Source organism: Candidatus Methylomirabilota bacterium, assembly GCA_036002485.1.
GTDB lineage: Bacteria > Methylomirabilota > Methylomirabilia > Rokubacteriales > CSP1-6 > AR37.
Genome location: DASYTI010000208.1, coordinates 1 through 24441, shown reverse-complemented (window position 1 = coordinate 24441; position 24441 = coordinate 1). Strand labels below are relative to the sequence as shown.

40 protein-coding genes and 1 pseudogene are annotated in these 24441 nt (G+C 67.9%); 8 read left to right on the top strand and 33 right to left on the bottom strand.

Features of this window, described 5'->3' with window-relative positions; genetic code table 11:
* Positions 1-191: 191 nt before the first annotated feature.
* Positions 192-554 carry a response regulator gene (locus VGT00_18635; protein ID HEV8533447.1) on the bottom strand — a complete coding sequence of 121 codons (363 nt, stop codon included), beginning with the start codon at positions 552-554 and terminating at the stop codon, positions 192-194.
* A gap of 204 nt (positions 555-758) precedes the next feature.
* On the opposite strand from VGT00_18635, the gene VGT00_18630 reads away from it, so the two are divergent.
* The 8 genes from VGT00_18630 (at position 759) to VGT00_18595 (ending at position 8463) form a co-directional block, all read left to right on the top strand.
* A complete protein-coding gene (locus VGT00_18630; GenBank protein ID HEV8533446.1) occupies positions 759-1445 on the top strand; it encodes a hypothetical protein in 687 nt (228 codons plus the stop codon).
* A gap of 16 nt (positions 1446-1461) precedes the next feature.
* On the top strand, positions 1462-1788 hold the full coding sequence (trxA, locus tag VGT00_18625) for a thioredoxin (protein ID HEV8533445.1): 327 nt from the start codon (positions 1462-1464) through the stop codon (positions 1786-1788).
* Positions 1789-1798: 10 nt separating this feature from the next.
* A complete protein-coding gene (gene trpE / locus VGT00_18620) occupies positions 1799-3370 on the top strand; it encodes an anthranilate synthase component I (GenBank protein HEV8533444.1) in 1572 nt (523 codons plus the stop codon).
* 218 nt (positions 3371-3588) lie between these two features.
* Entirely contained in the window at positions 3589-4173 is a 585-nt protein-coding gene (locus VGT00_18615) for an aminodeoxychorismate/anthranilate synthase component II (protein HEV8533443.1), read from the top strand.
* Positions 4173-5243, top strand: coding sequence for a thiamine-phosphate kinase (gene thiL, locus VGT00_18610; protein HEV8533442.1), 1071 nt, complete (start codon positions 4173-4175; stop codon positions 5241-5243). Before VGT00_18615 ends, thiL begins: the two co-directional genes overlap by 1 nt.
* Positions 5236-6516 carry a hemolysin family protein gene (locus VGT00_18605; GenBank protein ID HEV8533441.1) on the top strand — a complete coding sequence of 427 codons (1281 nt, stop codon included), beginning with the start codon at positions 5236-5238 and terminating at the stop codon, positions 6514-6516. The genes thiL and VGT00_18605 overlap by 8 nt, the downstream gene beginning before the upstream one ends.
* Entirely contained in the window at positions 6513-7754 is a 1242-nt protein-coding gene (locus VGT00_18600; GenBank protein ID HEV8533440.1) for a hemolysin family protein, read from the top strand. Before VGT00_18605 ends, VGT00_18600 begins: the two co-directional genes overlap by 4 nt.
* 34 nt (positions 7755-7788) lie before the next feature.
* On the top strand, positions 7789-8463 hold the full coding sequence (locus tag VGT00_18595; protein ID HEV8533439.1) for a dienelactone hydrolase family protein: 675 nt from the start codon (positions 7789-7791) through the stop codon (positions 8461-8463).
* Positions 8464-8499: 36 nt separating this feature from the next.
* Here the strand turns inward: VGT00_18595 and rplQ are convergent, their stop codons facing one another.
* From rplQ to VGT00_18435, 32 genes and pseudogenes are all read right to left on the bottom strand, one after another.
* Positions 8500-8991, bottom strand: coding sequence for a 50S ribosomal protein L17 (gene rplQ / locus VGT00_18590; GenBank protein HEV8533438.1), 492 nt, complete (start codon positions 8989-8991; stop codon positions 8500-8502).
* Positions 8988-9974 (bottom strand): DNA-directed RNA polymerase subunit alpha, encoded by a 987-nt coding sequence (locus VGT00_18585; GenBank protein ID HEV8533437.1) that lies wholly within the window; start codon positions 9972-9974, stop codon positions 8988-8990. Before VGT00_18585 ends, rplQ begins: the two co-directional genes overlap by 4 nt.
* A gap of 29 nt (positions 9975-10003) precedes the next feature.
* On the bottom strand, positions 10004-10627 hold the full coding sequence (rpsD, locus tag VGT00_18580; GenBank protein ID HEV8533436.1) for a 30S ribosomal protein S4: 624 nt from the start codon (positions 10625-10627) through the stop codon (positions 10004-10006).
* 14 nt (positions 10628-10641) lie between these two features.
* The gene (gene rpsK, locus VGT00_18575; protein HEV8533435.1) at positions 10642-11082 is read right to left on the bottom strand and encodes a 30S ribosomal protein S11; all 441 of its coding nucleotides are present in this window, start codon (positions 11080-11082) and stop codon (positions 10642-10644) included.
* 12 nt (positions 11083-11094) lie between these two features.
* On the bottom strand, positions 11095-11508 hold the full coding sequence (gene rpsM, locus VGT00_18570) for a 30S ribosomal protein S13 (GenBank protein ID HEV8533434.1): 414 nt from the start codon (positions 11506-11508) through the stop codon (positions 11095-11097).
* Between the two features lie 16 nt (positions 11509-11524).
* A complete protein-coding gene (rpmJ, locus tag VGT00_18565; protein ID HEV8533433.1) occupies positions 11525-11638 on the bottom strand; it encodes a 50S ribosomal protein L36 in 114 nt (37 codons plus the stop codon).
* Between the two features lie 7 nt (positions 11639-11645).
* Entirely contained in the window at positions 11646-11864 is a 219-nt protein-coding gene (gene infA, locus VGT00_18560; protein HEV8533432.1) for a translation initiation factor IF-1, read from the bottom strand.
* A 1-nt stretch (position 11865) separates the two neighbouring features.
* Positions 11866-12621, bottom strand: a complete 756-nt coding sequence (map, locus tag VGT00_18555) for a type I methionyl aminopeptidase (GenBank protein HEV8533431.1) — start codon at positions 12619-12621, stop codon at positions 11866-11868.
* Positions 12618-13280, bottom strand: a complete 663-nt coding sequence (locus tag VGT00_18550) for an adenylate kinase (GenBank protein ID HEV8533430.1) — start codon at positions 13278-13280, stop codon at positions 12618-12620. Before VGT00_18550 ends, map begins: the two co-directional genes overlap by 4 nt.
* Positions 13277-14590: a preprotein translocase subunit SecY gene (gene secY / locus VGT00_18545; protein HEV8533429.1), complete on the bottom strand. Its 1314-nt coding sequence runs from the start codon at positions 14588-14590 to the stop codon at positions 13277-13279. The genes VGT00_18550 and secY overlap by 4 nt, the downstream gene beginning before the upstream one ends.
* Positions 14587-15063 carry a 50S ribosomal protein L15 gene (gene rplO, locus VGT00_18540; GenBank protein HEV8533428.1) on the bottom strand — a complete coding sequence of 159 codons (477 nt, stop codon included), beginning with the start codon at positions 15061-15063 and terminating at the stop codon, positions 14587-14589. The genes secY and rplO overlap by 4 nt, the downstream gene beginning before the upstream one ends.
* Before the next feature lie 71 nt (positions 15064-15134).
* Positions 15135-15308 (bottom strand): annotated as a pseudogene (gene rpmD, locus VGT00_18535) (50S ribosomal protein L30).
* On the bottom strand, positions 15301-15822 hold the full coding sequence (rpsE, locus tag VGT00_18530; GenBank protein ID HEV8533427.1) for a 30S ribosomal protein S5: 522 nt from the start codon (positions 15820-15822) through the stop codon (positions 15301-15303). The pseudogene rpmD and the gene rpsE overlap by 8 nt, the downstream one beginning before the upstream one ends.
* A 219-nt stretch (positions 15823-16041) precedes the next feature.
* Positions 16042-16410: a 50S ribosomal protein L18 gene (rplR, locus tag VGT00_18525; protein HEV8533426.1), complete on the bottom strand. Its 369-nt coding sequence runs from the start codon at positions 16408-16410 to the stop codon at positions 16042-16044.
* On the bottom strand, positions 16407-16949 hold the full coding sequence (gene rplF, locus VGT00_18520; GenBank protein ID HEV8533425.1) for a 50S ribosomal protein L6: 543 nt from the start codon (positions 16947-16949) through the stop codon (positions 16407-16409). The genes rplR and rplF overlap by 4 nt, the downstream gene beginning before the upstream one ends.
* A 17-nt stretch (positions 16950-16966) precedes the next feature.
* Entirely contained in the window at positions 16967-17365 is a 399-nt protein-coding gene (gene rpsH, locus VGT00_18515) for a 30S ribosomal protein S8 (protein HEV8533424.1), read from the bottom strand.
* 13 nt (positions 17366-17378) lie between these two features.
* Positions 17379-17573 carry a type Z 30S ribosomal protein S14 gene (locus VGT00_18510; protein ID HEV8533423.1) on the bottom strand — a complete coding sequence of 65 codons (195 nt, stop codon included), beginning with the start codon at positions 17571-17573 and terminating at the stop codon, positions 17379-17381.
* Positions 17574-17575: 2 nt separating this feature from the next.
* Positions 17576-18133, bottom strand: a complete 558-nt coding sequence (gene rplE, locus VGT00_18505) for a 50S ribosomal protein L5 (protein HEV8533422.1) — start codon at positions 18131-18133, stop codon at positions 17576-17578.
* Between the two features lie 159 nt (positions 18134-18292).
* On the bottom strand, positions 18293-18619 hold the full coding sequence (rplX, locus tag VGT00_18500; protein HEV8533421.1) for a 50S ribosomal protein L24: 327 nt from the start codon (positions 18617-18619) through the stop codon (positions 18293-18295).
* 139 nt (positions 18620-18758) lie between these two features.
* Positions 18759-19127 carry a 50S ribosomal protein L14 gene (gene rplN, locus VGT00_18495; GenBank protein HEV8533420.1) on the bottom strand — a complete coding sequence of 123 codons (369 nt, stop codon included), beginning with the start codon at positions 19125-19127 and terminating at the stop codon, positions 18759-18761.
* A gap of 16 nt (positions 19128-19143) precedes the next feature.
* Positions 19144-19392, bottom strand: a complete 249-nt coding sequence (gene rpsQ, locus VGT00_18490) for a 30S ribosomal protein S17 (protein ID HEV8533419.1) — start codon at positions 19390-19392, stop codon at positions 19144-19146.
* A 15-nt stretch (positions 19393-19407) separates the two neighbouring features.
* The gene (gene rpmC, locus VGT00_18485) at positions 19408-19608 is read right to left on the bottom strand and encodes a 50S ribosomal protein L29 (GenBank protein HEV8533418.1); all 201 of its coding nucleotides are present in this window, start codon (positions 19606-19608) and stop codon (positions 19408-19410) included.
* A 160-nt stretch (positions 19609-19768) separates the two neighbouring features.
* A complete protein-coding gene (rplP, locus tag VGT00_18480) occupies positions 19769-20185 on the bottom strand; it encodes a 50S ribosomal protein L16 (GenBank protein ID HEV8533417.1) in 417 nt (138 codons plus the stop codon).
* A 6-nt stretch (positions 20186-20191) separates the two neighbouring features.
* Entirely contained in the window at positions 20192-20842 is a 651-nt protein-coding gene (rpsC, locus tag VGT00_18475) for a 30S ribosomal protein S3 (GenBank protein HEV8533416.1), read from the bottom strand.
* A gap of 3 nt (positions 20843-20845) precedes the next feature.
* A complete protein-coding gene (gene rplV / locus VGT00_18470) occupies positions 20846-21211 on the bottom strand; it encodes a 50S ribosomal protein L22 (GenBank protein ID HEV8533415.1) in 366 nt (121 codons plus the stop codon).
* Positions 21212-21218: 7 nt separating this feature from the next.
* Positions 21219-21512 carry a 30S ribosomal protein S19 gene (rpsS, locus tag VGT00_18465; protein ID HEV8533414.1) on the bottom strand — a complete coding sequence of 98 codons (294 nt, stop codon included), beginning with the start codon at positions 21510-21512 and terminating at the stop codon, positions 21219-21221.
* Positions 21513-21522: 10 nt separating this feature from the next.
* Positions 21523-22347 (bottom strand): 50S ribosomal protein L2, encoded by an 825-nt coding sequence (rplB, locus tag VGT00_18460; protein HEV8533413.1) that lies wholly within the window; start codon positions 22345-22347, stop codon positions 21523-21525.
* A gap of 4 nt (positions 22348-22351) precedes the next feature.
* Entirely contained in the window at positions 22352-22645 is a 294-nt protein-coding gene (gene rplW / locus VGT00_18455) for a 50S ribosomal protein L23 (protein HEV8533412.1), read from the bottom strand.
* On the bottom strand, positions 22642-23268 hold the full coding sequence (gene rplD / locus VGT00_18450; protein ID HEV8533411.1) for a 50S ribosomal protein L4: 627 nt from the start codon (positions 23266-23268) through the stop codon (positions 22642-22644). The genes rplW and rplD overlap by 4 nt, the downstream gene beginning before the upstream one ends.
* A gap of 1 nt (position 23269) precedes the next feature.
* Positions 23270-23941 (bottom strand): 50S ribosomal protein L3, encoded by a 672-nt coding sequence (rplC, locus tag VGT00_18445; GenBank protein HEV8533410.1) that lies wholly within the window; start codon positions 23939-23941, stop codon positions 23270-23272.
* Positions 23942-23974: 33 nt separating this feature from the next.
* Positions 23975-24295: a 30S ribosomal protein S10 gene (gene rpsJ / locus VGT00_18440; GenBank protein HEV8533409.1), complete on the bottom strand. Its 321-nt coding sequence runs from the start codon at positions 24293-24295 to the stop codon at positions 23975-23977.
* A gap of 4 nt (positions 24296-24299) precedes the next feature.
* A partial coding sequence (locus VGT00_18435) for an elongation factor Tu (GenBank protein HEV8533408.1) occupies positions 24300-24441 on the bottom strand: 142 nt, incomplete at its 5' end.

The following is a 24441-nucleotide window of genomic DNA, read 5'->3' as shown; positions in this document are numbered from 1 at the left end:
CCACGCCGATCAGGTGCGGAGGCGCCAGGGGCACCTGGGTGTACTCGTCGAAGACCACCACCTCTCGCGCGTACCGCACCTCCACGGCGTACAGGATGCTCCCCAGCTTGACCAGGCACGCGCGGGCTTGCTGGACTGCCCGAGGCGCTGCGGCGGGTTGCGTGGTCATCGTGGCGCGCCGACCCGCGCGCTCACTTGACGAACTGCCTGACCATGGTGACGAGCTGCTCGGCGGTGAAAGGCTTGCCGAGATATTCGTCGGCGCCCTGTCGCTTCCCCCACACGCGATCGCTATCCTGGTTCTTCGAGCTGACCAGCACCACGGGCGTGTGCCGCGTGCGCGCGTCACGCTTGATGCTGCGGAGAAGCTCGTAGCCGTTGCGGTTGGGCATGACGATGTCGAGGAGCAGCAGGTCCGGGCGCTCCGTGACCATCTTGTCCTCGAGCTTGTCGCCGTCCAGGCTCGTCACGACGTCGAGGCCGGCGGACTTGAGGATGCCTTCCATGAACTTGAGCTCCGAGTAGGCGTCGTCGACCACCATGACCTTGGCCATTGAGCTCCTCGCCCCTTCAATAGGGTGATCGACATCGGCTAGCCCGCCCCGGAAGGCCCCCGACCCAGGCCTATCATGCGCTGCAACTTACTGGAACCTTGGGAGTTTCAGAATCACAGGTGGACCGGGAAAGTGTCAAGAGAATCCGCTCCGGGGCCGCCTTGCGATGCCCGGGGGGGTATGCTAGCGTAGGCCTGCGTTTTTATGGACCTGCAAGCCGCCATCCTCGAGCCAGGCCGAGCCTTCGCCGCCCAGATGGTCGCCTACTTTCCCAGCCTGGTGGCCGCCATCGTCATCGTCGCCGTAGGGTGGCTACTCGCTAAGTTCGCGCGCCTATTGGTGTTCCGCCTTCTCCTGGTCATCCGTCTCGACATGGCCTCGGAAAGGGCGGGAATCGACGAGGTCCTGGTCAAAGCAGATATCCGCCAGAGCCCGGCTGAGCTCGTGGCCATCATGGCCCAGTGGTTGGTGGGGTTGGCGGTGCTCCTGGCGGCCGCCTCAGTCCTGGGTCTGAGCCCAGTGTCCGAGCTCTTGAACCACGTCGTCCTCTATGTCCCCAAGGTGATCGCCGCCGTCGTGGCGCTGATCCTGGGACTCTTCGTGGCCAATGTCTTAGCAGGAGGCGTGAGGACAGCGGCCGCCAATGCCGGGCTCGCCGAGACCGACGTGCTCGCGGCGATGACGCGCTATGCCGTCGTCGCGTTCACGGTGGCCGTCACCCTCGAGGAGCTCGGCATAGCCCCCGAGCTGGTCCGCTGGGCCTTCGTCATCGTCCTGGGCAGCATCTGTCTAGGTCTGGCCCTGGCCTTCGGTCTCGGCTGCAAGGACCTGGCGCGCGACTGGATGGTCCGCTATCTCGATGGCGCCCGCGCTCGCAGGAAGTCCCACTAAAGGAGACTTGAGAGAAATGGCCGACACGCCCCTGCATCTGGACGAGGCAAGCTTCGACGCCGAGGTTGGCAAGCACAAGGAACTCCTCATGGTGGATTTCTGGGCGGAGTGGTGCGCGCCCTGCCGCGCCATCGCCCCCACTCTGGAAGAGCTGGCCACGGACTCCCAGGGCACGGTCAGCCTCGCCAAGGTGAACGTGGACGACAGCCCTGCCCTGGCCGCGCGCTATGGCATCCGCTCCATTCCTACCATTCTTTTCATGAAGGAAGGCAAGGTGGTGGACCAGGTCATCGGGGCCGTGCCGAAATCCCAGCTCAAGAAGAAGCTGGACTCGCTCGCCTAGCCGGGACGCCATGACCACGGTGGGGCACGCGCTGCCCCCGCTCTCTCCGTCGCGCGAGGAGTTCCGCCGGTTGGCCGCCGGCGGCAACCTCGTGCCCGTCTACGCGGAGGTGGCGGCGGATCTGGACACGCCGCTCTCGGCCTTCCTGCGCCTGCGTCCCGGGCCCTATGCCTTCCTGCTCGAGTCGGTCGAGGGCGGTGAGAAGTGGGCGCGCTATTCCTTCCTGGGATCCGAGCCGTCCATGGTCTTCACGGCCAAGGGCAATCGCCTCTCGGTGCGCCACGCCGACGGCCGCGTCGAGACCATCAAGGCGCGGAGCCCCTTCGAGGCTCTGCGGGGACTCCTCGCGCGCTACCAGCCGGTGACCGTCCCCGGCTTGCCGCGCTTCCAGGGCGGAGCGGTGGGCTATATCTCCTACGACATGGTCCGTCACGTCGAGGAGCTGCCGCGCCGGGCCAAGGACGACCTCAAGCTCCCGGACGCCGTGTTCATGTTCACGGACAGCCTGCTCGTCTTCGACAACCTGCGCCATCGACTGCTCCTCATCGCCAACGCCCATATCACCGGGCGCGATCCCGCCGCCCTGGACCGCGCCTACGACGAGGCGGCGGTCAAGATCGGCATGCTGATGGCCAAGCTGGGACGCCCCGCCCGGCCGCCGGCGCCGCTCACGTTCACCTCGGTCGAGCCCTTGCTCGCCATGGCCGAAGACGGCTTCACATCGACCATGGACGAGCCGACCTACATGGAGCGCGTGCGCGAGGCGAAGGAGTACATCGCCGCGGGCGACGCCTACCAGATCGTGGTCGCCCGTCGTCTCGACACCGAGCTCCGCGCGGACCCCTTCACGGTCTACCGTGCCCTCCGGACCATCAACCCCTCCCCGTATCTCTTCTTCCTGCGCCTGGGCAAGACGAGCATCGTCGGCTCCTCGCCCGAGGTCCTGGTGCGATTGGAAGACGGGCGCGTCGAGGAGCGGCCCATCGCGGGCACGCACCCGCGCGGGCGGACCGAGGAGGACGACGCGCGCCTGGCCGCCGAGATGGCGGCCGATCCCAAGGAGCGCGCCGAGCACGTGATGCTCGTGGATCTCGGGCGTAACGACGTGGGGCGGGTGAGCAAGCTCGGCAGCGTCGAGGTCTCCGAGTTCATGGTGGTGGAGCGCTACTCCCACGTCATGCACCTGGTCAGCCACGTGCGCGGCCAGCTCGACGAAGGGCGCGATGCCTTCCACGTGCTCGAGGCGTGCTTCCCCGCGGGCACCCTGACGGGCGCCCCGAAGATCCGCGCCATGGAGATCATCGAGGAGCTCGAGCCCACGCGCCGCGGCCCCTATGGAGGAGCGGTCGGATACATCTCCTACGCGGGCACTCTGGACTCGTGCATCACCATCCGCACGGTGGTCTGCCACGGGGGCCGCGCCTCCATCCAGGTGGGCGCGGGCATCGTGGCCGACTCCGACCCGAAGACCGAGTGGCTCGAGACCTGCTCCAAGGCGCGCGGCATGATCCTCGCCCTCCGCATGTCACAGCAGAGCGGCGGGCGGCAAGACACGACACCCCGGCAAGGAGAAGCCCGGTGAGCTTACAAGAGCTGGTGGGGGGGCCCGGGGGAGGAGCGGCAGCTGGCGCTCCCCCCCGGATCCGGTAAGGAGAAGCCCGGTGAGATTGCGAGAGCTGGTGGGGGGCCCGGGGCGCAGGGCGAGCCGAGGAACTTCGGTGGGCTGGGCCCCGCCAGTTCCGAGGCGAGCGAAACCCGAGGAGCGGCAGCCGGCGCTCCCCCCCGGGATCCGGTAAATCCATGATTCTCGTGCTGGACAACTACGACTCGTTCACCTACAACCTCGTGCAGTACATGGGCGAGCTGGGTGCCCACATGCACGTAGCGCGCAACAACAAGATCACGCTCGACGAGGTGGAGCGACTCAAGCCCGAGCGCATCGTCATCTCCCCGGGGCCGGGCAATCCGGACGGCGCGGGCATCTCGCTCGGTCTGATCCGACGCTTCCACGCGACCACGCCGATTCTCGGCGTCTGTCTCGGGCACCAGGCCATCGGCCAGGCGTTCGGGGGCACCGTCGCGCGCGCGCGCAAGCAGATGCACGGCAAGACCTCCCGCATCCACCACGATGGCTGCGGGGTCTTCACGGGGCTCGAGCAGGACTTCGATGCCACGCGCTACCACTCCCTGGTGGTGCTCGACCAGGGTCTCCCGCCCGTCCTCGAGGTCTCCGCGAGAGCCGAGGACGGCGAGATCATGGGCCTGCGCCATCGCCATCTCCCCGTCGAGGGCGTCCAGTTCCACCCGGAGTCCATCCTGACGGGCCAGGGCAAGGCGCTCCTGCGCAATTTCCTCGGGCGGCCGCGCACGGCGGCCGCGGCCTGATGGGCAACGCCGAACCTCCAAGTTCCTCGTTGCCCCGCCCATCCCCGCCAGGTGCGACCCCATCTGATCCTTCCCCGGCGACGGAGCTGGAGCTGATCCGTCTCATCCGGAGCGCCATGGCGCCTGGCGAGGCGACCGGCGTGATCATGGGCATCGGGGACGACACCGCGGTGCTGGAGCCGACGCTCAAGACCCGGCTGCTCGCTACGACCGATCTCCTGATCGAGGGCGTCCACTTCCGTCTCGCCTGGGCGACGCTCGTCGATATCGGGTGGAAGGCCATGGCCGTGAATCTGTCCGACATCGCCGCCAAGGGCGGCCGCCCGCGCTGGGCGCTGGTCGGGCTGGCCCTGCCCGCGCCGGCGAATCCTGCCGACGTCGCGGCGCTCTACGACGGCATGCGGCAGGCCGCCGCTCCGCACGGCGTGGTCGTGGTGGGCGGCGACACCTCGGTCTCTCCCGGGGGCTGGTTCGTCAACGTCACCTTGCTGGGCGAGCACGAGGGCATGCCGCATCTTCGCTCCGCCGCCAAGCCCGGTGATCTGATCGCCGTCACGGGAACCCTCGGCCGCGCGGCCGCGGGACTCGCCGCCCTCGAGGCCGGGCGGAGCCGGCAGAGCCCCGCCGCCGAGGCGTGCGCTCTCGCCCATCTACGACCGACGGCGCGGGTGTCCGAGGGGCGATGGCTCGGAGCCGCCGCAGGCGTCCACGCCATGATGGATCTCTCCGACGGGCTCAGCGCGGATCTCGGGCACATCTGCCGGGAGAGCGGGGTGGGGGCCCGCGTGGCCCTCGATCGCGTACCGGTGGATGGACATGCTCGTGAGATCGCGCGGGATCTCGGGGCCGATGCCCTCGTGTGGGCCATCGCGGGCGGCGAGGACTATGAGCTGCTCGTGACGTGCGATCCCGCCTCGGTCGAGGTCCTCGCTCACGGGCTGCGGCGGGCCACGGGCGCCGCCCTCACCGTCATCGGTGAGATCGAGGGGCTGAAGGCGGGGATCGCGTTCGTGGACGGCGCGGGACAGCCCGCGACCATGCCGCATGGCTACGAGCACTTCCGTGAGTAGCCTGAGCCTCCTCGAGCTTCTGATCCTCGGCACCCTGGTGCTGCTCTCGGCGCTCCTCACGGGCGCGGAGGCGGCCTATTTCTCCCTGGGGCGGGCGCGGCTCAAGCGCCTCGCCGAGGCGCAGGCCGCGGACGAGGGAGCGCTCAAGCCGCTCCTCACGCGCCCGCACGACCTGCTCGTCACCCTGCTCGTCGGCATCACTCTCGTCAACATCGGGGCCTCGGCGCTGGCGGAGTTCATCGCGGCCAAGCTCTTCGGCGCCGCGGGCCTGCCCATCGCCATCGTCACCATGATCGTGCTCCTCGTCGTCTTCGGCGAAGTGCTGCCCATGACCCTGGCCGTCGAGCACCCGGAGCGCTACTCGACCTGGGTCAATCGGCCGGTAGCCTGGCTGTCCGTCCTGCTCTCGCCCGTCCGCATGGTGCTCAGCGGGGTGACCGCGCTCACCCTGCGCCTCGTGGGCTCGGAAAGGAAGCGGGGAGAGCCCGAGATCTCCGAGGAAGAGCTGCGCACCCTCGTGGACGTGGGCGCGCGCGAAGGCGTGGTGGATCGCACCGAGCGCGAGATGATCCACAAGGTCTTCGAGCTCGAGGACACTCTGGTCCGCGAGGTCATGGTGCCGCGGCCGGACATGTTCTGCCTGGACCTGGCCACTCCGCCCTCCGAGCTCCTGCCCCTGCTGCGCGAGCACGTCCACTCGAGGGTGCCCGTCTTCGACGAGACGGTCGATCAGATCGTGGGAGTCCTCTACACGAAGGATCTCCTACCCCACCTCCGCGGCCTGCCCCGGGACTTCGACCTCCGGGCGCGCCTGCATCCGCCCTACTTCGTGCCCGAGTCCAAGCGGGCCGACGCCCTCCTGCGCGAGTTCCAGGCCAAGAAGCTCCATCTCGCCATCGTGGTGGACGAGTACGGCGGCACCGCGGGTCTGGTCACGCTCGAGGACCTGCTCGAGGAGCTGGTGGGCGAGATCCGCGACGAGTTCGACGAGGAAGAGCGCCTCATCCAGAAGCTGGATGCCACGACGTACCGTGTCTCGGGCAAGCTCTCCATCGAGGAGCTCAATGCCGCCACTGGGCTGAGCCTTCCCAACGACGCCTTCGACACGGTGGGCGGCTGGGTGCTCGATCTCTTCGGGCGTGTCCCCCACAAGGGCGAGAAGGCGCAGACCAACGAGGTCAGCGTGGCCGTCGAGAAGGTCCAGCGCACGCGGGTCGTCGAGGTGCTCCTCCACCTGCGCTCCGGCGGGGCGAGCGGGAGCCGCGCGGCATGATCTATGTCTGGGCCATCGTCCTCGCCGTGTTCGTCACCGCCCTGCTCTCCGCGGCGGAGATGGCTTTCCTCGCGGCGGATCGGGTGCGCCTACGCCATCTCGCAGAGAGCGGCGACGCCGTCGCCGTGCGCTACCTCGAAGCGTTCCGCCATCCCGAGCGCATGCTCGCCACGGCCATGATGGGCGTCACCGTGGCCCACATCGTGGCCACGACGTTCCTGACCTGGGCCCTGATCCCGACCGCGGGCGGTTGGTCACCCATTGTCGCCACCATCGGGCTGGCCCCCATCATGCTGATCTTCGGCGAGGTCATCCCGAAGACGGCGGCCCGGGAGCGGGCCACCGCCCTGATCCGCCGCCTGTTCCGGCTCCTCGAGCTGATGGCCGTGATCCTGGCCCCGCTGACCTGGGGAGCGAGGACGCTGGTGGGCGGATTCCTCCACGCCGTGGGGCTCCGCACGCCGACCACGCGGCAATTCGTCTCACGCGAGGAGCTCAAGCTCCTGCTGCAGCTGGAGCCGGAGGAGGCCGACGTCACCTCCTCCGAGGCCGAGATGATCGACAAGATCTTCGAGCTCGGCGACACGGCCGTGCGGGAGATCATGGTGCCGCTCGTGGACGTGGCCGCGCTCCCGGAGACGGCCACCCCGGACGAGGCCATCCGTCTCATGCAGGAGCGCGGCTTCTCCCGCATTCCCGTCTTCGCCGACCGCGAGCTCAACCTGGTGGGCGTGGTCACGGCCATGGATCTGCTCCGGCGCGGGGCGGACGCCCCCGACCTCAAGACCCTGATGCGCCCGGCCACCTACGCGCCGGAGACCAAGCGGATCGATGAGCTCCTGACCGAGATGCAGAAGGCGCGCGTCCAGCTCGAGGTCGTGGTGGACGAGTACGGAGCGGCGGTGGGCATCGTCACCATCGAGGACATCGTGGAGCAGATCGTGGGCGAGATCCGCGACGAGCACGACCGCACCCCCGCCATGGTCGAGCGGCTGCCCGACGGCAGCTATCGCGTGTCGGGTCGGGAGCGGATCGAGGAGCTCAACGATGCGCTCGACTGGAGCCTGCCCCGGGGCGACTACGAGACGGTGGCCGGCCTCGCCCTGGCCACCGTGCACCGCATCCCGCTCGTGGGCGAGGAGTTCCAGGTGTCCGGATACACCTTCACCGTGCTCGAGGCGGACGAACGCCGCGTGCGCACCGTGCGCATCACGCCGCCGGCGGGCCAGGCCGGCTGAGAGACAAACCTTCCAACCGCAGGAGGCCTTCGCCATGGCAGGAAAGATGGTCCAGTTTCCGAGCAACGGGCACACCACGGACGGCTACCTCGCCACGCCGGCGAGCGGCAAGGGCCCGGGCGTCCTCGTGATCCAGGAGTGGTGGGGACTGGTGGGGCACATCAAGGCCGTGTGCGACCGGTTCGCGGCCGCGGGCTTCTCGGCCCTGGCCCCCGACATGTACCACGGCAAGACGGCGAGCGAGCCGGACGGCGCGGGCAAGCTCTTCATGGCCCTGAACATCGAGCAGGCCGAGAAGGACCTGCGGGGCGCCGCCAAGTACCTGACGGGACATTCCTCCACGGCCAAGCTCGGCGCGGTGGGCTTCTGCATGGGCGGCCAGCTCGCCCTCTTCGCGGGCTGCACCAATCCCTCCATCGGGGCCGTGGTGAATTTCTACGGCATACACCCGAACGTCAAGCCGGACTATTCGAAGCTCTCGGGTCCCGTCCTCGGGCTCTTCGGCGAGAAGGACGGCTTCGTGAGCCCCGAGGTCGCGCGCGGGGTGGAGGCGGCCATCAAGAAGGCGGGCAAGCAGGTCGAGATCAAGATCTACCCCGGCCGGGACCACGCCTTCTTCAACGACGAGAACCAGGCCGCCTACCACAAGGCCGATGCCGACGACGCCTGGAAGCGCACCACCGACTTCTTCAAGACCCACCTGAAGTAAACTCTCGAAGGGGGCCGCCGAGGCCCCCTTCGATAATTAACCTGCGGCGGCCGCGGCCTTCTTCCGGCGGCCCTTCTGGGCCGGGGCCGAGGCTTCGCCCTTGTCGCCCTTCTCGGCCTTGGGCTTCCTCTCGGCCTTGGCGTCCGCCTTGGACTTCTCCTTGGGCACCTCGGGACGGTCCACGAGCTCGAGGACGACCATGGGAGCACGGTCGCCTGGCCGGGTGCCCGCTCTGAGGATCCGCGTGTAACCGCCGTGGCGGTCCCCGAAGCGCGCCGCGATGGCGTCGAAGAGCTTCTTCACGACTTCGGTATCGGGCACCATGGCGAGCACCTGCCGGCGCGCGTGGAGATTGTCGCGCTTGGCCAGCGTGACCATCTGGTCCGCGAGCCCCCGGATGGCCTTGGCCTTGGCCTCCGTGGTCATGATCCGCTCATGGCGGAAGAGGGCCACGAGAAGGTTCCGGAAGAGCGCCCAGCGGTGCGGGGTGACCCGCCCGAGCTTGAACCCCGCCTTGCCATGCCTCATTTCACCCCTCCGCGCCCGAGGGCCCCCAGGAGGTTGGGGTCGATCCGCATGCCGAGGGAGAGGCCCATGGCGGCCAGAACGGCCTTGATCTCTTCGATGGACTTGTCGCCAAGGTTCTTCACCTGCTCGAGATCCTCGTCGGTCTTCTGAACGAGATCCGCCACCACCTGCATCTCGGCGCTCTTGAGGGCATTGATGGCCCGCGCGGGCAGAGGCAGGTCGTCGAGCGACTTGCCGAGGCTCTCGTGGAGAAAGCCCTCGCCCGCGGCCTCCGCCTCCTCTTCCTCCTCCTCGCCGCCTTCGGGGGCCAGGAGCGTGAACTGGTCGCGCATGTGCGCGGCGGCCCGCGTCAGGGCCTCATCCGGCGACACGGCGCCGTTCGTCCACACCTCGAGGGTGAGCTTCTCGTAGTCCGTGACCTTGCCGAGCCGCGCGGGCTCGACATTGTACGAGACGCGCTGGATGGGGGAGAAGGCCGCGTCGAGCGCGATGGCCCCGGCCGGCACGGTGCCCGCCGGATGCCGGTCGGCCGACACGTAGCCGCGGCCGATGCCGATACCGAGGTCGATCACGAGCGTCGCCCCCGCCTCGAGGGTGGCGATCCCGAGCTCCGGATTCAGAACCTCGACGCCCGTGGCCTCGGACACGTCCGCCCCCGTGACGGCCTTGGGTCCCGTGGCCTCGAGCCGCGTCTCCATGGGCTCGCCCGATGGGACATTGACGGCGAGCTTCTTCAGGTTGAGGAGCACGTCCTGGGTAGTCTCGGGGACACCGGGGAGCGGCGTGTCGGCGTCCCGGACGCCCTTGATGCGCGCCCAGGTCACCGCCGCGCCCGGAATGATGCTGAGCAGCGTGCGCCGCAGAGAGTTGCCGACGGTCAGGGCATATCCCTTCTCGAAGGGCTCGGCCACCAGCCGGCCGTAGCGGTCCGACAGGATCTCCCACTCGATCGTCTTCGGCTTCTGAAATGGAATCCGTGCCATACGTTCCCTTCTTCCGCGCGCTCGCGGTCTTACTTCGAGAACAGCTCGACGATCAGCTGCTCCTGCACCGGGATCTGGATGTCCTCCCGGATGGGCAACCCGCGCACGGTGCCTTTCTTCTCGTTCACGTCTACCTCGAGCCACGCGGGCACCGCCCCGCGGCCGGCCCCGAGATTGTCGACCACGCGCTCCTGCATCTTGGAGGTCGGCCGGAGCTGCACCACCTCGCCCACCTTGACGATGTACGAGGGTATCGACACCTTGTGTCCGTTGACCTGGATGTGCCCGTGCCCCACCATCTGCCGGGCCTCGCGGCGGGAGGCGGCCATGCCCAGTCGGAAGACCACGTTGTCCAGCCGTCGCTCGAGCAGCTTGAGCAGGTTCTCGCCCGTCACGCCACGCTCTCGCTCCGCCATGGCGAAGTAGCGGCGGAACTGAGTCTCCAGGACCCCGTAGATGCGCTTGGCCTTCTGCTTCTCGCGCAGCTGGATGCCGTAGTTCGTGGCCTTCGTCCGGGAGAGCCCGTGCTGCCCCGGCGGGTAGTTCCGGCGCTCGATCGCGCACTTCTCCGTGAAGCAGCGCGCCCCCTTCAGGAACAGCTTGATGCCCTCGCGCCGGCACTGCCGGCAGGCTGCAGCTCGATATCGCGCCACTGGGGCCTCCTCCCCTACACCCGTCGCCGCTTGGGCGGACGGCACCCGTTGTGCGGGATCGGCGTCACGTCACGAATGGCGGTGATCTCGAGGCCCACGGCCTGGAGCGACCGGATGGCGGCCTCGCGGCCGGACCCCGGACCCCGCACGAACACCTCCACCTGCTTGAGCCCGAGATCCATGGCCTTGCGGGCGGCGTTCTCCGCCGCCGTCTGGGCGGCGAAGGGCGTGCTCTTCCGCGAGCCCTTGAACCCCACGCTGCCCGCGCTGGCCCAGGAGACCACGTTGCCCATCTTGTCCGTGAGGGTCACGATCGTGTTGTTGAACGTGGCCTGGACGTGCGCGATCCCCACCCGGACCTCCTTGCGCTCGCGCTTGCGCCCGCCCTTGCGCGGCGCCGCCGGGGCCTTGGCCTCGTCCTTCTCGGCTGTCTTCTCGACCGCTTCGTCTGCCATGTCGTCGGCTCCCTACTTCTTCGGCGGCGGCGGCGAGGCCGCGGGTGAGGCGGCCACCGGCTTCTTCTTGACCATGACGCCCTTGCTCTTGCCCTTGCGGGTGCGGGCGTTGGTGTGGGTGCGCTGCCCGCGCACGGGCAGACCCTTGCGATGCCGGATGCCGCGGTAGCAGCCGATGTCCATGAGGCGCTTCACGCTCATGGACACCTCGCGCCGCAGGTCGCCCTCGACCTTGAACTCGCGCTCGATGATGTCGCGGACGCGGGCCGTCTCCTCGTCGGACCAGGCCTTGACGCGCTTGTCGGGGTCCACCCGCGCGTCCGCCATCACTTTCTTGGCCGAGGGGATGCCGATGCCGTAGATGTACTGGATCGCGATCTGGCCGCGCTTGTCCCGCGGCAGGTCGACTCCGGCTATACGTGCCATACGCAATGCTCCTCTCTCAACCCTGACGCTGTTTGTGGCGCGGGTTCTTGCAGATGATCCGGACGACGCCGCTGCGCCGCACGATCTTGCAGTGCTCGCACCGTACCTTGATGGACGGTCGGACTTTCATGGACGCCTCACTTGAATCGGTACGTGATCCGGCCGCGCGTCAGGTCATACGGTGACAGCTCCACTTTGACCTTGTCGCCGGGCAGGATCCGGATGAAGTTCATGCGCATCTTCCCCGAGACGTGGGCCAGCACCTTGTGGCCGTTCTCGAGCTCCACGCGGAACATCGCGTTGGGGAGCGGCTCCACCACCGTGCCCTCGACCTCGATCGCGTCTTCTTTTGGCATGCTAGGCCGCGATTCTCGTGAGAATGTCGGGGCCGTCGTCGGTGATGGCGATGGTGTCCTCGAAGTGCGCGGCCAGGCTTCCGTCGGCCGTCACCGCCGTCCAGCGGTCCTCGAGCACCCGAACCTCCCACGACCCCATGGTCACCATGGGCTCGATGGCCAGCACCATGCCGGCCTTGAGGGCCTGTCCCCGCCCGGCCTCTCCGAAATTCGGCACCTGGGGCTCCTCGTGCAACGCTCGGCCGATCCCGTGCCCCACGAAGGCGCGCACCACGCCGAAGCCATGGCTCTCGCAGTGGCTCTGCACGGCGTGCGAGATGTCGCCGATCCGGTTGCCCACGCGGCACTGCACGATGGCCTTGTCGAGGCTCTCGCGCGTGACGTCCAGGAGCTCCTGGACCCGGGGAGCCACCGGCCCCACGGCCAGGGAGATCGCGCAGTCTGCGTAGTAGCCCTCGACGATGCAGCCAAGGTCGAGGCCGATGATGTTGCCCTCCTTGAGCTTGCGCTTGGGCGACGGGATGCCGTGGACCACTTCCTCGTTGATCGAGGTGCACACCGTGGCCGGGTAGCCGCGGTAGCCCTTGAAGGCCGACTGGGCGCCCCTGGAGAGGATGAAGGCCTCGACCTTGTCGTCGATCTCCTTCGTCGACACCCCCGCCTTCACGATCGCGCGGAGCAGCGTCTTGACCTCGGCCAGGATACGGCCGGCCGCGCGCATGTGCTCGAGCTCCCGCGGCGACTTGAGCAGGATCATCGCGTCACCGGCTGGCCCACGGCCTTGCGGATGGCGCGGGCCACCTCGTCCACGGGGCCCTCGCCCGAGACCTCGATCAGGAGCTTGCGCTCGCGGTAGTAGTCCAGCAGGGGGGCCGTCTGCTTCTCGTAGACGTCCAGGCGCGTGACCACCGTCTCCTCGCTGTCGTCCGGGCGCTGGTAGAGCTCGCCGCCGCACACGTCGCACTTCCCGGCCACCTTTGGCGGCGCCGAGACGAGATGATAGGTGTGGCCACAGACGCGGCACACCCGCCGGCCGGTCAGGCGCCGCAGCAGCTCGGGCCGCGACACGTTGAAGTAGATGACCCGGTCGACGGTGAGGCCCTTTCGCGCGAAGAGGGTATCGAGGGCCTGGGCCTGGGCCACCGTGCGCGGAAAGCCGTCGAGCACGCAGCCGGCCTTGGCATCGGGCCGCTCGAGACGCTCGCCCACGAGCCCGATCACCACGTCGTCGGGGACGAGGCCGCCCGAGTCCATGTATCGCTTGGCCTCGAGCCCGAGGGGGGTCTTGGCCGCCACGGACTCGCGCAGCATGTCGCCCGTGGCGATATGGGGCACGCTGAATGAAGCCGCGAGCTCTCGCGCCTGGGTGCCCTTGCCCGCGCCGGGCGGTCCGAGGAAGATGACCCGGAGACTCACGCCTGCGCCCGCGCCTTCTTGCGGAGGAAGCCTTCGTAGTTCCGCATGAGCAGGTGCGACTCCATCTGGCGCACGGTGTCCAGGGCCACCCCGACCACGATCAGGAGGCTCGTTCCCCCGAAGTAGAACGGGGTGTTGAACCACTGGATGAGGAAGTCGGGCAGCACGGAGATCAGGGCCAGGAAGATCGCGCCGGGCAGGGTGATCCGGGTCAGGGTGCGGTCGATGTACTCCGCCGTCTTCTTGCCCGGGCGCACCCCGGGAATGAAGCCGCCGTACTTCTTCATGTTGTCCGCGAGGTCGATGGGATTGAACACGATGGCCGTGTAGAAGTACGTGAAGAAGATGATGAGGGCGCAGTAGAGCGCCGTGTACATGGCGTGCCCGGGGGAGAGCGCCTCGGAGATGGCCTGCATCCACGGGTGCTGGATGAAGCGGGTCAGGGTGGCCGGGAACAGGATGAGCGACGAGGCGAAGATGACGGGAATGACCCCGGCCGTATTGATGCGCAGCGGGATGTGCGTGGACTGTCCGCCGTACATCCGACGCCCCACCATGCGCTTGGCGTACTGGACGGGGATCTTGCGCTGCCCTTCCTGCATCACGATGACCGCCGCAGTCACGGCCACCATCATGAGGATGAGCCCGATGAAGACGAACAGCTTGAGCTCGCCGGTGGCGATCAAGGTATAGGACGAGACCACCGCCGAGGGCAGGCGGACCACGATGCCCGCGAAGATGATCAGTGAGATGCCGTTGCCGATGCCCTTCTCGGAGATCTGCTCGCCCAGCCACATGATGATCGCGGTGCCCGTGGTGAGGGTCAGCATGGTAAGCAGCAGGAAGCCCCATCCCGGGTCGGGGACGAGCACGGCGCCGCTCGTGCTCCGCATGCCCTCGAGGCCGACGGCGATGCCGAAGGACTGCACGAGCGAGAGGACGATGGTGCCGTAGCGGGTGTACTGGGTGATCTTCTTCTTGCCCGCCTCCCCCTCCTTGGCCAGCCGCTCCAGGGCCGGAATGACCACGGTCAGGAGCTGGAGGATGATCGAGGCCGAGATATACGGCATGATGCCGAGGGCGAAGACGGTCAGGCGCCGCAGGTTGCCGCCGGAGAAGAGATCGACCATCCCGAGCAGGGTGCCCTGCACCTGATTGAAGAACTCGGCGAGGGCGGTGGCATCGATGCCCGGCGTGGGCACGTGGGCGCCCAGGCGATAGGCGGCCAGGAGCCCCAGGGTCACCAGGACCCGGCGCTTGAGCTCCGGGATCTTGAAGATGTTCTGGAAGCTCAGCAGTCCTTCCATCATTTGGCAGGCACCTCCGGCCTGGTGGCCAGGACCTCGATCCGCCCGCCCGCCGCCTCGAGCTTCTGCTTCGCCGATTCGCTGATGCGGTGGACCTTGACGGTGAGGGCGTGGTCGACCGCCCCATCCCCCAGCACCTTGACGGCGCCCCGCGAGGATCTCTTGATGAGCCCGGCCTGGACGAGCCCGTCGGGGTCGACCACGCTGCCCGCCGCGAAGCGGGCGGAGAGATCCTTCACGTTGACCACGGCGTACTCGGTCTTGCCGCCATACGGGAGAAATCCGCGCTTGGGCAGACGCCGGTAGAGCGGCATCTGACCGCCCTCGAAGCCGGGGCGCGAGCCTCCGCCCGAGCGGGCATTCAGACCCTTGTGGCCCTTGCCGGACGTCTTGCCGGTGCCGGATGATGGGCCCCGGCCCAGCCGCTTGCGCTTCTTGGTCGAGCCTTTCGCCGGACGTAGATCTTCGAGTCTCATTTCTTGCTCCGGGAACCAGCCCCCGCCTTCGGGGGCTTTCCGGCTTCGCTCGGCTCGCCCGCGCTCGCCGTCTCCACCTTGAGGCAGAAAGGCACGGCCGCGATCATCCCCCGAATGGTCGGCGTGTCATCGTGCTCGACGGTCTGGCGGATGTGACGCAACCCCAGCGCCTTCACCGTCGCCTCCTGAGTGGGAGACATCCCGATGATGCTCTGGACCAGCGTGATCTTGAGGGCCTTAGCCACCGGAAGCCTCCGGCCCATCGGCATCACTCGACTTGCGCCGCGCGTTGTACGTCCCCTGCAGCCGCTTGAGGCGGCGGAACGCGTCGATGGTGGCCTTGAGGACATTGTGGGGATTGTTGGTGCCGAGCGTCTTGGTCAGGATGTCCTGGACCCCGGCCGCTTCGAGCACGGGGCGCACAGCCCCGCCCGCAATGACGCCCGTGCCCTGCGAGGCGGGGCGAAGGAAGACGCGCGCCGCGCCGAAGTGGCCCGTGATCTCGCACGGGATCGTGGTGTCCTTGAGGGGCACGAGGATCAAATCTTTCTTGGCGTGCTCGACCGACTTCCGGATGGCCTCGGGCACCTCGCGGGCCTTGCCCAGCCCCACTCCCACGTGTCCCCGCCCGTCCCCCACCACGACCAGCGCCGTGAAGGAGAATCGCCGGCCGCCCTTGACCACCTTGGCGACCCGGTTGATGGCGACCACCCGGTCCGTCAGGTCCAGCGCGCTTGCGTCTATCTTCGCCTCAGCCACTCACGTCTCCTTGTTTGGTACTCGCCTCGCCGCTCTCGTCGCCTACGGCTCCTCGGCAGCGTCTCGGCTCGAAACCCAGTTTGGTCCTCGCTATCCATTCAGCTCTCGGCTCGCCGGGCTCCTCGCCTGCGGCTCGTCGGCCCCGTCTCACCTCGAAAGACGCTCAGCCCTCGGCTCGCGCTTTCGGCGCTCACCTCGAAGTGCCACACTCTCGTGCTCCTAGAAGGCCAGGCCGCCCGCGCGGGCCGCCTCGGCCAGCGCCTTGACGCGCCCGTGGTACTGATAGCCCCCGCGGTCGAACACGACCTGGCCGATGCCGCTCTGCTTGGCCTTTTGCGCGACGAGCTCGCCGACGATCTTGGCCGCCGCCACGTTGCCGCCGGACTTCGACTTGCCCCGGAAATCGGGCGAGCGACTGTCCACGGAGACGAGGGTGCGTCCGCTCGTGTCGTCCACGACCTGCGCGTAGATGTGGTTGAGGCTCCGGAACACGGCCAGCCGCGGCCGCTCCGGGGTGCCCTTGACCTTGGTGCGCACCCGCAGGTGCCGGACCTTCCGCCCCTCGACCTTGGCCTCGCTCCGCATCACTTCGCCCCCGCCTTCTTGCCGACTTTTCTCCGGATGTATTCATCAGCGTACTTGATGCCCTTGCCCTTGTAGGGGTCCGGCTTCCGCAGGGCGCGCAGCTTGGCCGCCGTCTGGCCGACCAGCGCCTTGTCGGCACCCTTGAGGGTGATGGACACCTGCCGCTCCACCTCCGCCTGGACGCCGTCGGGGAGCGGGAAGATGATCGGGTGCGAGTAGCCGAGGCCGAGCTGCAGGTTCTTGCCCTGCAGCTGGCAGCGGTAGCCGATGCCCACGATCTCGAGCTTGCGCTCGAAGCCGTCCTTGACGCCGTGAACCATGTTGGCGAGCAGCGAGCGCATCAGTCCGTGCAGGGCGCGGACCTGCCGCTGGTCGGAGCTCCGTCCCACCGTCAGCACGTTCTCGTCCAGCGACACGGAGAGCGCGTCGTGCACCGTCTGGCTGAGCTTGCCCTTGGGCCCCTCCGCCTTGACGGTCTGGCCGTCCACGGCGACCTTGACGCCCTGGGGGACGGGGATGGGCTTCTTGCCGATTCGAGACATGGCGTGCGCTCCTGTCGCTACCACACGTAGGCGAGGACTTCCCCGCCCAGCTTCTGCTTTCGCACGTCGCGGTCCGTCATCACCCCGCGGGAGGTGGACAGGATCACCACGCCCATGCCGCCGAGGATGGTGGGGATCTTGTCCTTGCCCACGTACACCCGCCGCCCCGGCTTCGACACCCGGACCAGGCCCGAGATGATCCTCTCGTTCCCCGCGCCGTACTTGAGATAGACGCGAAGCATTCCCTGCTTCTTGTCCTCGATGAGCCGGTAGTTCTTGATGAAGCCCTCGTCCTTGAGGATCTCGGCCAGCCGCACCTTGAGCTTGGAGGACGGGATGTCCACCTTCTCGTGCTCGGCGCGGCTCGCGTTGCGGATGCGCGTCAGGAGGTCGGCGATGGGATCGCTCATCGACATGGTCGCCCGCCCCTTACCAGCTCGCCTTGATCACGCCCGGCACCTCGCCCTTGAGGGCAAGCTCCCGGAAGCAGATCCGGCATAGCTGGAACTTCCTGAGAAAGCCGCGCGGCCGCCCGCACAGCTTGCATCGGCTGTAGACGCGCGACTTGAACTTCGACGACTTCTGCAGCCGCTCGGCCTTCATGATGAGGGCGGTCTTGGCCATGCTTAGGACTCCCTGAAGGGGACGCCGAGGTGCGCGAGGAGGGCCTTGGCCTCCTCGTCCGTGCCGGCCGAGGTGACGATGACCACGTCCATGCCGCGAACCTTGTCCACCTTGTCGTAGACGATCTCCGGGAAGATGACCTGCTCCTTGAGCCCGAGGGCGTAGTTCCCGCGCCCGTCGAAGGCCTTGGGCGCCACGCCCTTGAAGTCGCGCACCCGCGGCAGCGCCACGTTGACGAGCCGGTCGAGGAACTCGTACATCCGCGCGCCGCGCAGGGTCACCTTGCAGCCGATGGGCACGTTCTCGCGGAGCTTGAAGTTCGCGATCGACTTCTTGGCTCGCGTGATCACCGGCTTCTGGCCCGTGATGGCCTGCAGGTCCGCCGTGGCGAAATCCAGGATCTTCGGGTTCTCCTTGCCCTCGCCCACGCCCATATTGATGACGATCTTTTCGAGGCGCGGCACTTGGAACGGGTTGGTATACCCCCGCTCCTTCATGAGAGCCGGGATGACTGCCGTCCGGAACCGGTCGCGGAGCCGCGGGGGAACGTCGCCCGTCACTCGCGCGCGGGTGGCGGGGGCAGCCGCGGGGGCGGCGGCCGGCGCCCCGCCCTTGCCCGTCCGGGGTTTGCCACCCGGCGCGGGCTTGCCGCCCTGTCCAGGCTTGCCCGCCTGCGGAGCGGCTTTCGGCTTGCTGGCCTTGCTCTCGTCAGCCATGGCTTATACCTTGTCCATGATCTCGCCCGACCGCCGGGCGATCCGGGCCCTCTTGCCGTCGGCGAGCTCGCGCACGCCCACCCGTGTGGGCTTGCTCGTCTGCGGGTCCACCAGCATCACGTTGGACAGATGGATCGCGCCCTCCCGCTCGATGATGCCGCCCTGACGGAGCTTCTGCGTCGGGCGCTGATGCTTCTTGATCATGTTGATCTTCTCCACCACCACGCGGCCCTTGCCGGGCACCACGCGCAGGACCTTGCCGCGCTTGCCGCGGTCCTTGCCCGCCACCACCACCACCGTGTCGCCCTTCCGCACGTGCGCCATGGCCATGGCCGTGTCCCCTATCCCTGTTCCATGCCGGGTCGAGTGGCGAGCCAGACGCTCCGACCGAGAACGTTGCTGTTCGAGCCGAGCGGCCCTGCCGCGAGGCGAGGGCTGAATAGATCTGGCGAAGTCAATCGGCCCGGCATCAAATGACCTCAGGAGCGAGCGAGATGATCTTGGTGAACTGCCGGTCGCGCAGCTCGCGGGCCACGGGGCCGAAGATGCGAGTGCCCACGGGGTTGTCGTCGGTCTTGAGGAGGACCACGGCGTTGCGGTCGAAGCGGATATAGGAGCCGTCCTTGCGGCCGACTTCCTTGACCGTGCGCACCACCACGGCGCGGGCGACCTCACCTTTCTTCACCGTCCCGTCCGGCACCGCCTCCTTGACGGCCACGATCACGATATCGCCGAGGGACGCGTAGCGCTTGTTGGAGCCGCCCATGACGCGGATGCACTGCGCCTTCTTGGCGCCCGAGTTGTCCGCGACGTCGAGCATGCTTCTCGGCTGGATCATGGCGCGCTTTCGCTCCTCACGAGGCCCGGCTCAGGACTTGCCGGATGCGCCACCGCTTCTCCTTGGACATCGGTCGCGTCTCCTCGATGAGGACCCGGTCACCGATCTTGGTGGCATTCGTCTCGTCGTGGGCCTTGAGCCGCTTCGATCGGGTGATGACCCGCTCGTAGCGAGGGTGGCGAAAGACACGCTCGATCATCACCACGCGCGTCTTCGTCATCCTGTCGCTCACCACCACGCCTTCCTTGGTCTTGATCTGCGACACGGGGCTCCTCTCTGCCTAGCTCGCGCTCTTGAGCTGACGCTCGCGCTGCACGGTCTTGGCGCGCGCGAGATCTCGCTTGGCCTGCTGCACCCGCGAGGGGTTCTTGGCCACGCCCATGGACAGCTGGAAACGAAGGTTGAAGAGCTCCTCGGTCAGCTCCTTGACCTTCTGCTCCAGGTCCTCGCCGCTCATCTCCCGCCAGCTTTCGGCCTTCATTGTGTCCTGGGTGAGACCGACCGCCGGTCGCACTGAGGGTTAGCTCGGCTCGCCTTCGGCTGCGCCTCACACGACATCCCAGACCCCCCCACCGGTTCGAAGTCGCCCGAATATCGGTACTTGTTCATGTCAGCCTCATGGCCGTCGAAGCGCTCCGTCATTAGAGGGCCCGGGTGCGGGTCACGAATTTGGTCTTGATGCCGATCTTCTGGGCGGCGAGGCGGAAGCCTTCCTTCGCCGTCGTCTCGTCCACGCCCTCCATCTCGTACATGATGCGTCCCGGCTTGACCACGGCCACCCAGAACTCGGGGTTGCCCTTGCCCTTGCCCATGCGCGTCTCTGCGGGCTTCTTGGTCACCGGCTTGTCGGGAAAGATGCGGATGAAGATCTTGCCGCCGCGCTTCACCGAGCGGGCCAGCGACACCCGCGCCGCCTCGATCTGCCGGTTGGTCACCCAGCCCGGCTCGAGGGCCTTGAGCCCGAAGTCGCCGAAGGCCAGGGTGGCGCCCCGCTGGGCCTTGCCCCGCATGCGCCCGCGCTGGGCCTTGCGGTACTTGACGCGCTTCGGCATCAGCATGACTGGCTACGCCTCGGCCGCCGCGCGCTGCGCGGGCAGCACCTCGCCCTTGAAGATCCAGACCTTGACCCCAATGGCCCCATACGTCGTATGCGCCTCGGCCAAGCCATAGTCGATGTCGGCACGGATCGTGTGCAGGGGCACCCGCCCGTCGCGGTACCACTCGCGGCGCGCGATCTCGGCGCCACCCAGGCGCCCGGCGCAGGCGATCCTGATCCCGTCCGCGCCCAGGCGCAGGGCGGAGGTCACCGCTTTCTTCATGGCCCGGCGAAAGGCCACCCGCTTCTGGAGCTGGAGGGCCACGTTTTCCGCCACCAGCTGGGCGTCGAGCTCAGGGTGCACGACCTCCTCGATATTGAGGTAGACCTCCTTGGCCGTGCGCGTCTGGATCTCGTTTTTGAGCTTCTCGACCTCGGCCCCCTTGCGGCCGATGATGATGCCCGGCCGCGCCGTGAAGATGGTGATCCGCGCCCGATTGGCCGAGCGCTCGATGTCGATCCGCGAGATGCCCGCGTGATAGAGCGAGGACTTGATGAAGCGGCGGATCTTGACGTCCTCGTGCAGCAGCCCCGCATAGCCCTTGGTGGCGAACCACCGGGAGCTCCACGTGCGCGTGGCGCCCAGCCGGAACCCGATTGGATGAGTCTTCTGCCCCATTGGCTACCTCTGGGCGTCCCGCGAGGGACGCGCCGGTTCGTCGGAGACCTCTATCGTGAGATGGCTGGTCCGGTGCTTGACGAAGAAGGCCCGCCCCATGGCCCGGGGCGACACGCGCTTCATCGACGGTCCGCCATCGGCCACCGCCTTGGTCACCCGCAGGTCATCCACGTCCCGCACCTGGTGATTGTGCTCGGCGTTCGCGATGGCCGAGCGCAGCACCTTCTCGATGAGGCGGCCGGCCGCCTTCGGCGTGTACTGCAGCGTGGCCAGGGCCTCCCCCACCGACTTGCCCCGGATATGCTCGAGGACCAGCCGGGCCTTGGAGGCGGGGACACGGATATAGCGCGCGGTGGCGCGGGTCTTCATATCGTCCTCAGGACTTTCCCGTCGGGGAGATGGTGGCCTTCTCGGCCTGCCCGTGGGCCTTGAAGGTGCGGGTCAGCGCGAACTCGCCCAGGCGGTGGCCCACCATGTTCTCCGTGATGTAGACGGGGATGAACTTCCTGCCGTTGTGGACGGCCAGGGTGTGGCCGACGAACTCCGGCACGATGGTGGAGCGCCGGGACCAGGTCTTGAGGACCTTCTTCTGGCGCTGGCGATTCAGCTCCTCCACGCGCTTCTCCAGCCTCTCCTCGACGTACGGTCCCTTGCTCGTTGAGCGTCCCATGTCCTCGCTCCTACTTCGTCCGGCGCGTCACGATGTAGCGGTCGGACGGGCGCGCGCCGCGCCGCGTCTTGTATCCCTTGGTCGGCTTGCCCCAGGGAGTCATCGGATGGTTGCCCTTGCCTTTGCCCTCGCCCCCGCCCATCGGATGATCGACAGGATTCATGACCGTGCCGCGCACGGTGGGCCTGAACCCCTTCCAGCGCACCCGGCCCGCCTTGCCCACGGACACGTTCTCGTGGTCGAGATTGCCGACCTGTCCAATGGTGGCCATGCACTCGAGCTTGACCTGGCGCACCTCGCCCGAGGGCAGCTTGAGGTTGGCGTGGTCGCCTTCCTTGGCCAGGAGCTGGGCCAGGGTGCCCGCGCTCCGGCAGAGCTGTCCGCCCTTGCCCGGCTGCAGCTCGACGTTGTGCACGAGCGTGCCGAGCGGGATGTTTCTGATGGGCAGGGCATTGCCCGGCAGGATGTCGGCCTGGGGCCCCGACATCACCATGTCGCCCGGCTTGAGGCCGAGAGGAGCGATGATGTAGCGCTTCTCGCCGTCCTTGTAGTGCAGGAGCGCGATGCGCGCCGATCGACCCGGATCGTACTCGATCCCCGCCACCACGGCCGGGATGCCGATCTTCTCGCGCCGGAAATCGACGTTGCGGAGCATCCGCTTGGCCCCGCCGCCCCGATGCCGGACGGTGATCCGCCCGTACACGTTGCGGCCGCTGCCCCGCTTCTTCGGGCTGAGCAGGCTCTTCTCCGGCGTCTTCTTCGTGATCTCCTCGTTGGTCAGCTGCGTCATGTACCGTCGCGCCGGCGAGGTGGGCTTGAGCGTCCGGATTCCCATGGTTCTAGGCTCCCTCGACCAGCTCGATCTTGTGTCCGGGCCGGAGCGTCACCACGGCCTTCTTCCAGTTCGGGCGGCGCCCCTCGTGCTTACCCATGCGCTTCCACTTGCCCTCTCGCGAGGCCGTCCGCACGTCGGCGACCTTGACGTTGAAGACCTTCTCTACCGCCTGGCGGATCTCGACTTTGTTGGCGTCGAGGGCCACCTGGAAGGTGACGGCATTCAGCTCTTCCTTCTGCTGCATGCTCTTCTCGGTCATGAGCGGCCGGAGCAGCACCATGCGGGGATCGCGGATCATGCCAGCGCCTCCTGCAGCGACAGGAGCGCGGCCTTCTCGAACACCACGCGCTCGTTGCGCAATATCTGGTAGACGGAGGCGTGGGCGGACGTCTCCACGGCGAGCCACGAGACATTGCGCGCGGCCCGACCGAGCGCCTCGGTGCGCTCGGAGACCACGAGCAGGGTAGGCGCGGCCGGGAGGCCCAGGCCCTTGAGTCGGCCCGTGAGTGTCTTGGTCTTGCCGTCGGAGACGCCGAGTCCATCGACCACCGCCACCTCGCCCGAGGCGATCTTGGCCGCGAGCGCCTCGCGGAGCGCGGCCCGCCGCATCTCGGTGGGCATGCGCTTGTCGTACTTGCGCGGGGTGGGACCGAATGGCTTGCCGCCGCCCTTCCACTGGGTCGCGCGGATCGAGCCCTGGCGGGCCCGGCCCGTCCCCTTCTGCTTCCACGGCTTCCGGCCGCCGCCCGACACCTCGCTGCGGCCCTTGGTGTCGTGGGTGCCCGCGCGGCGCGCCGCCAGCTCTTTCACCACCGCTTGGTGGACGAGGGGCACGCGCACGGTCTCCGGGAAGACGTCGGCGCGGAGATCGAGCGACTCCTGCTTCTTGCCCTTGCCGTCGAGGACGGGAACGGTCGGCATGCTACTTGGCCCCTTTGCCTTTCTGCTGAGCTTTGGTCTGCTTCACGCTCTTGCGCACCATCACGAGCGAGCCGGTGTGACCGGGGACGGCGCCCCGGACGAGGAGCAGGTTCTGCTCGGGGATCACGCGCACCACCGGCAGGTTGAGCACCGTCCGCCGGTCCCCCCCCATGCGCCCGGGCAGCTTGTGGCCGGGAAAGACGCGCGAGGGGTCCGAGGAGGCGCCGATCGAGCCCGGCGCCCGATGGAACATCGAGCCGTGGCTCTGATCCCCCCCGGACCAGTTGTGCCGCTTGACGCCACCCTGGAAGCCCTTGCCCTTGGACACCCCCACCACGTCCACCAGCTCGCCCGGAGTGAAGAGCTCCACGGTCAGCTGCTGCCCGACCTGGTAGGCGGCCAGGGCTTCCGTCTTCTGCAGCCGCACCTCGCGCAGGAAGCGCATCGGTTTCTCGATGCCTGCCTTCTTGTAGTGACCCGCCATGGCCTTGGTGACGTTCTTCCTCGCCGGCTCGAAGCCGATCTGCAGGGCATCGTAGCCGTCTTCGGACGTGGTCCGGATCCCCACGACCGTGCAGGGCCCCGCCTCGACAACGGTCACCTGGATCACGTTGCCATCCTCGCCGAAAACCTGGGTCATGCCCCTTTTCCGGCCGATCAACCCTTCCTTCATGGCCATATCTGATCTAAGACCTCGTGAGCGCGCTCACAGCTTGATCTCGACGTCGACGCCGGAGGGAAGATCCAGTTTCATCAGCGCGTCGACCGTCTGGGGGGTCGGATCGAGAATGTCGAGCAGGCGCTTGTGCGTCCGCATCTCGAACTGCTCGCGGGAGGTCTTGTCCACGTGGGGCGAGCGCAGCACCGTCCAGCGGTTGATCATCGTCGGGAGCAGCACGGGGCCCGTCACCCGGGCCCCCGTGCGACGAACGGTCTCCACGATCTCCCTCATCGAGCGATCGAGAAGATGGTGGTCATAGGCCTTGAGGCGGATCCGGATCTTCTGGTCGGCGCTTACCGTCACCATGTTCTTACTCCGCGATCTCCGCGACGACGCCGGCGCCCACCGTGCGCCCCCCCTCCCGAATCGCGAACCGCAGCTCCTTCTCCATGGCCACCGGCTGGATCAACTCGATCGTCATCGTCACGTTGTCCCCCGGCATCACCATCTCC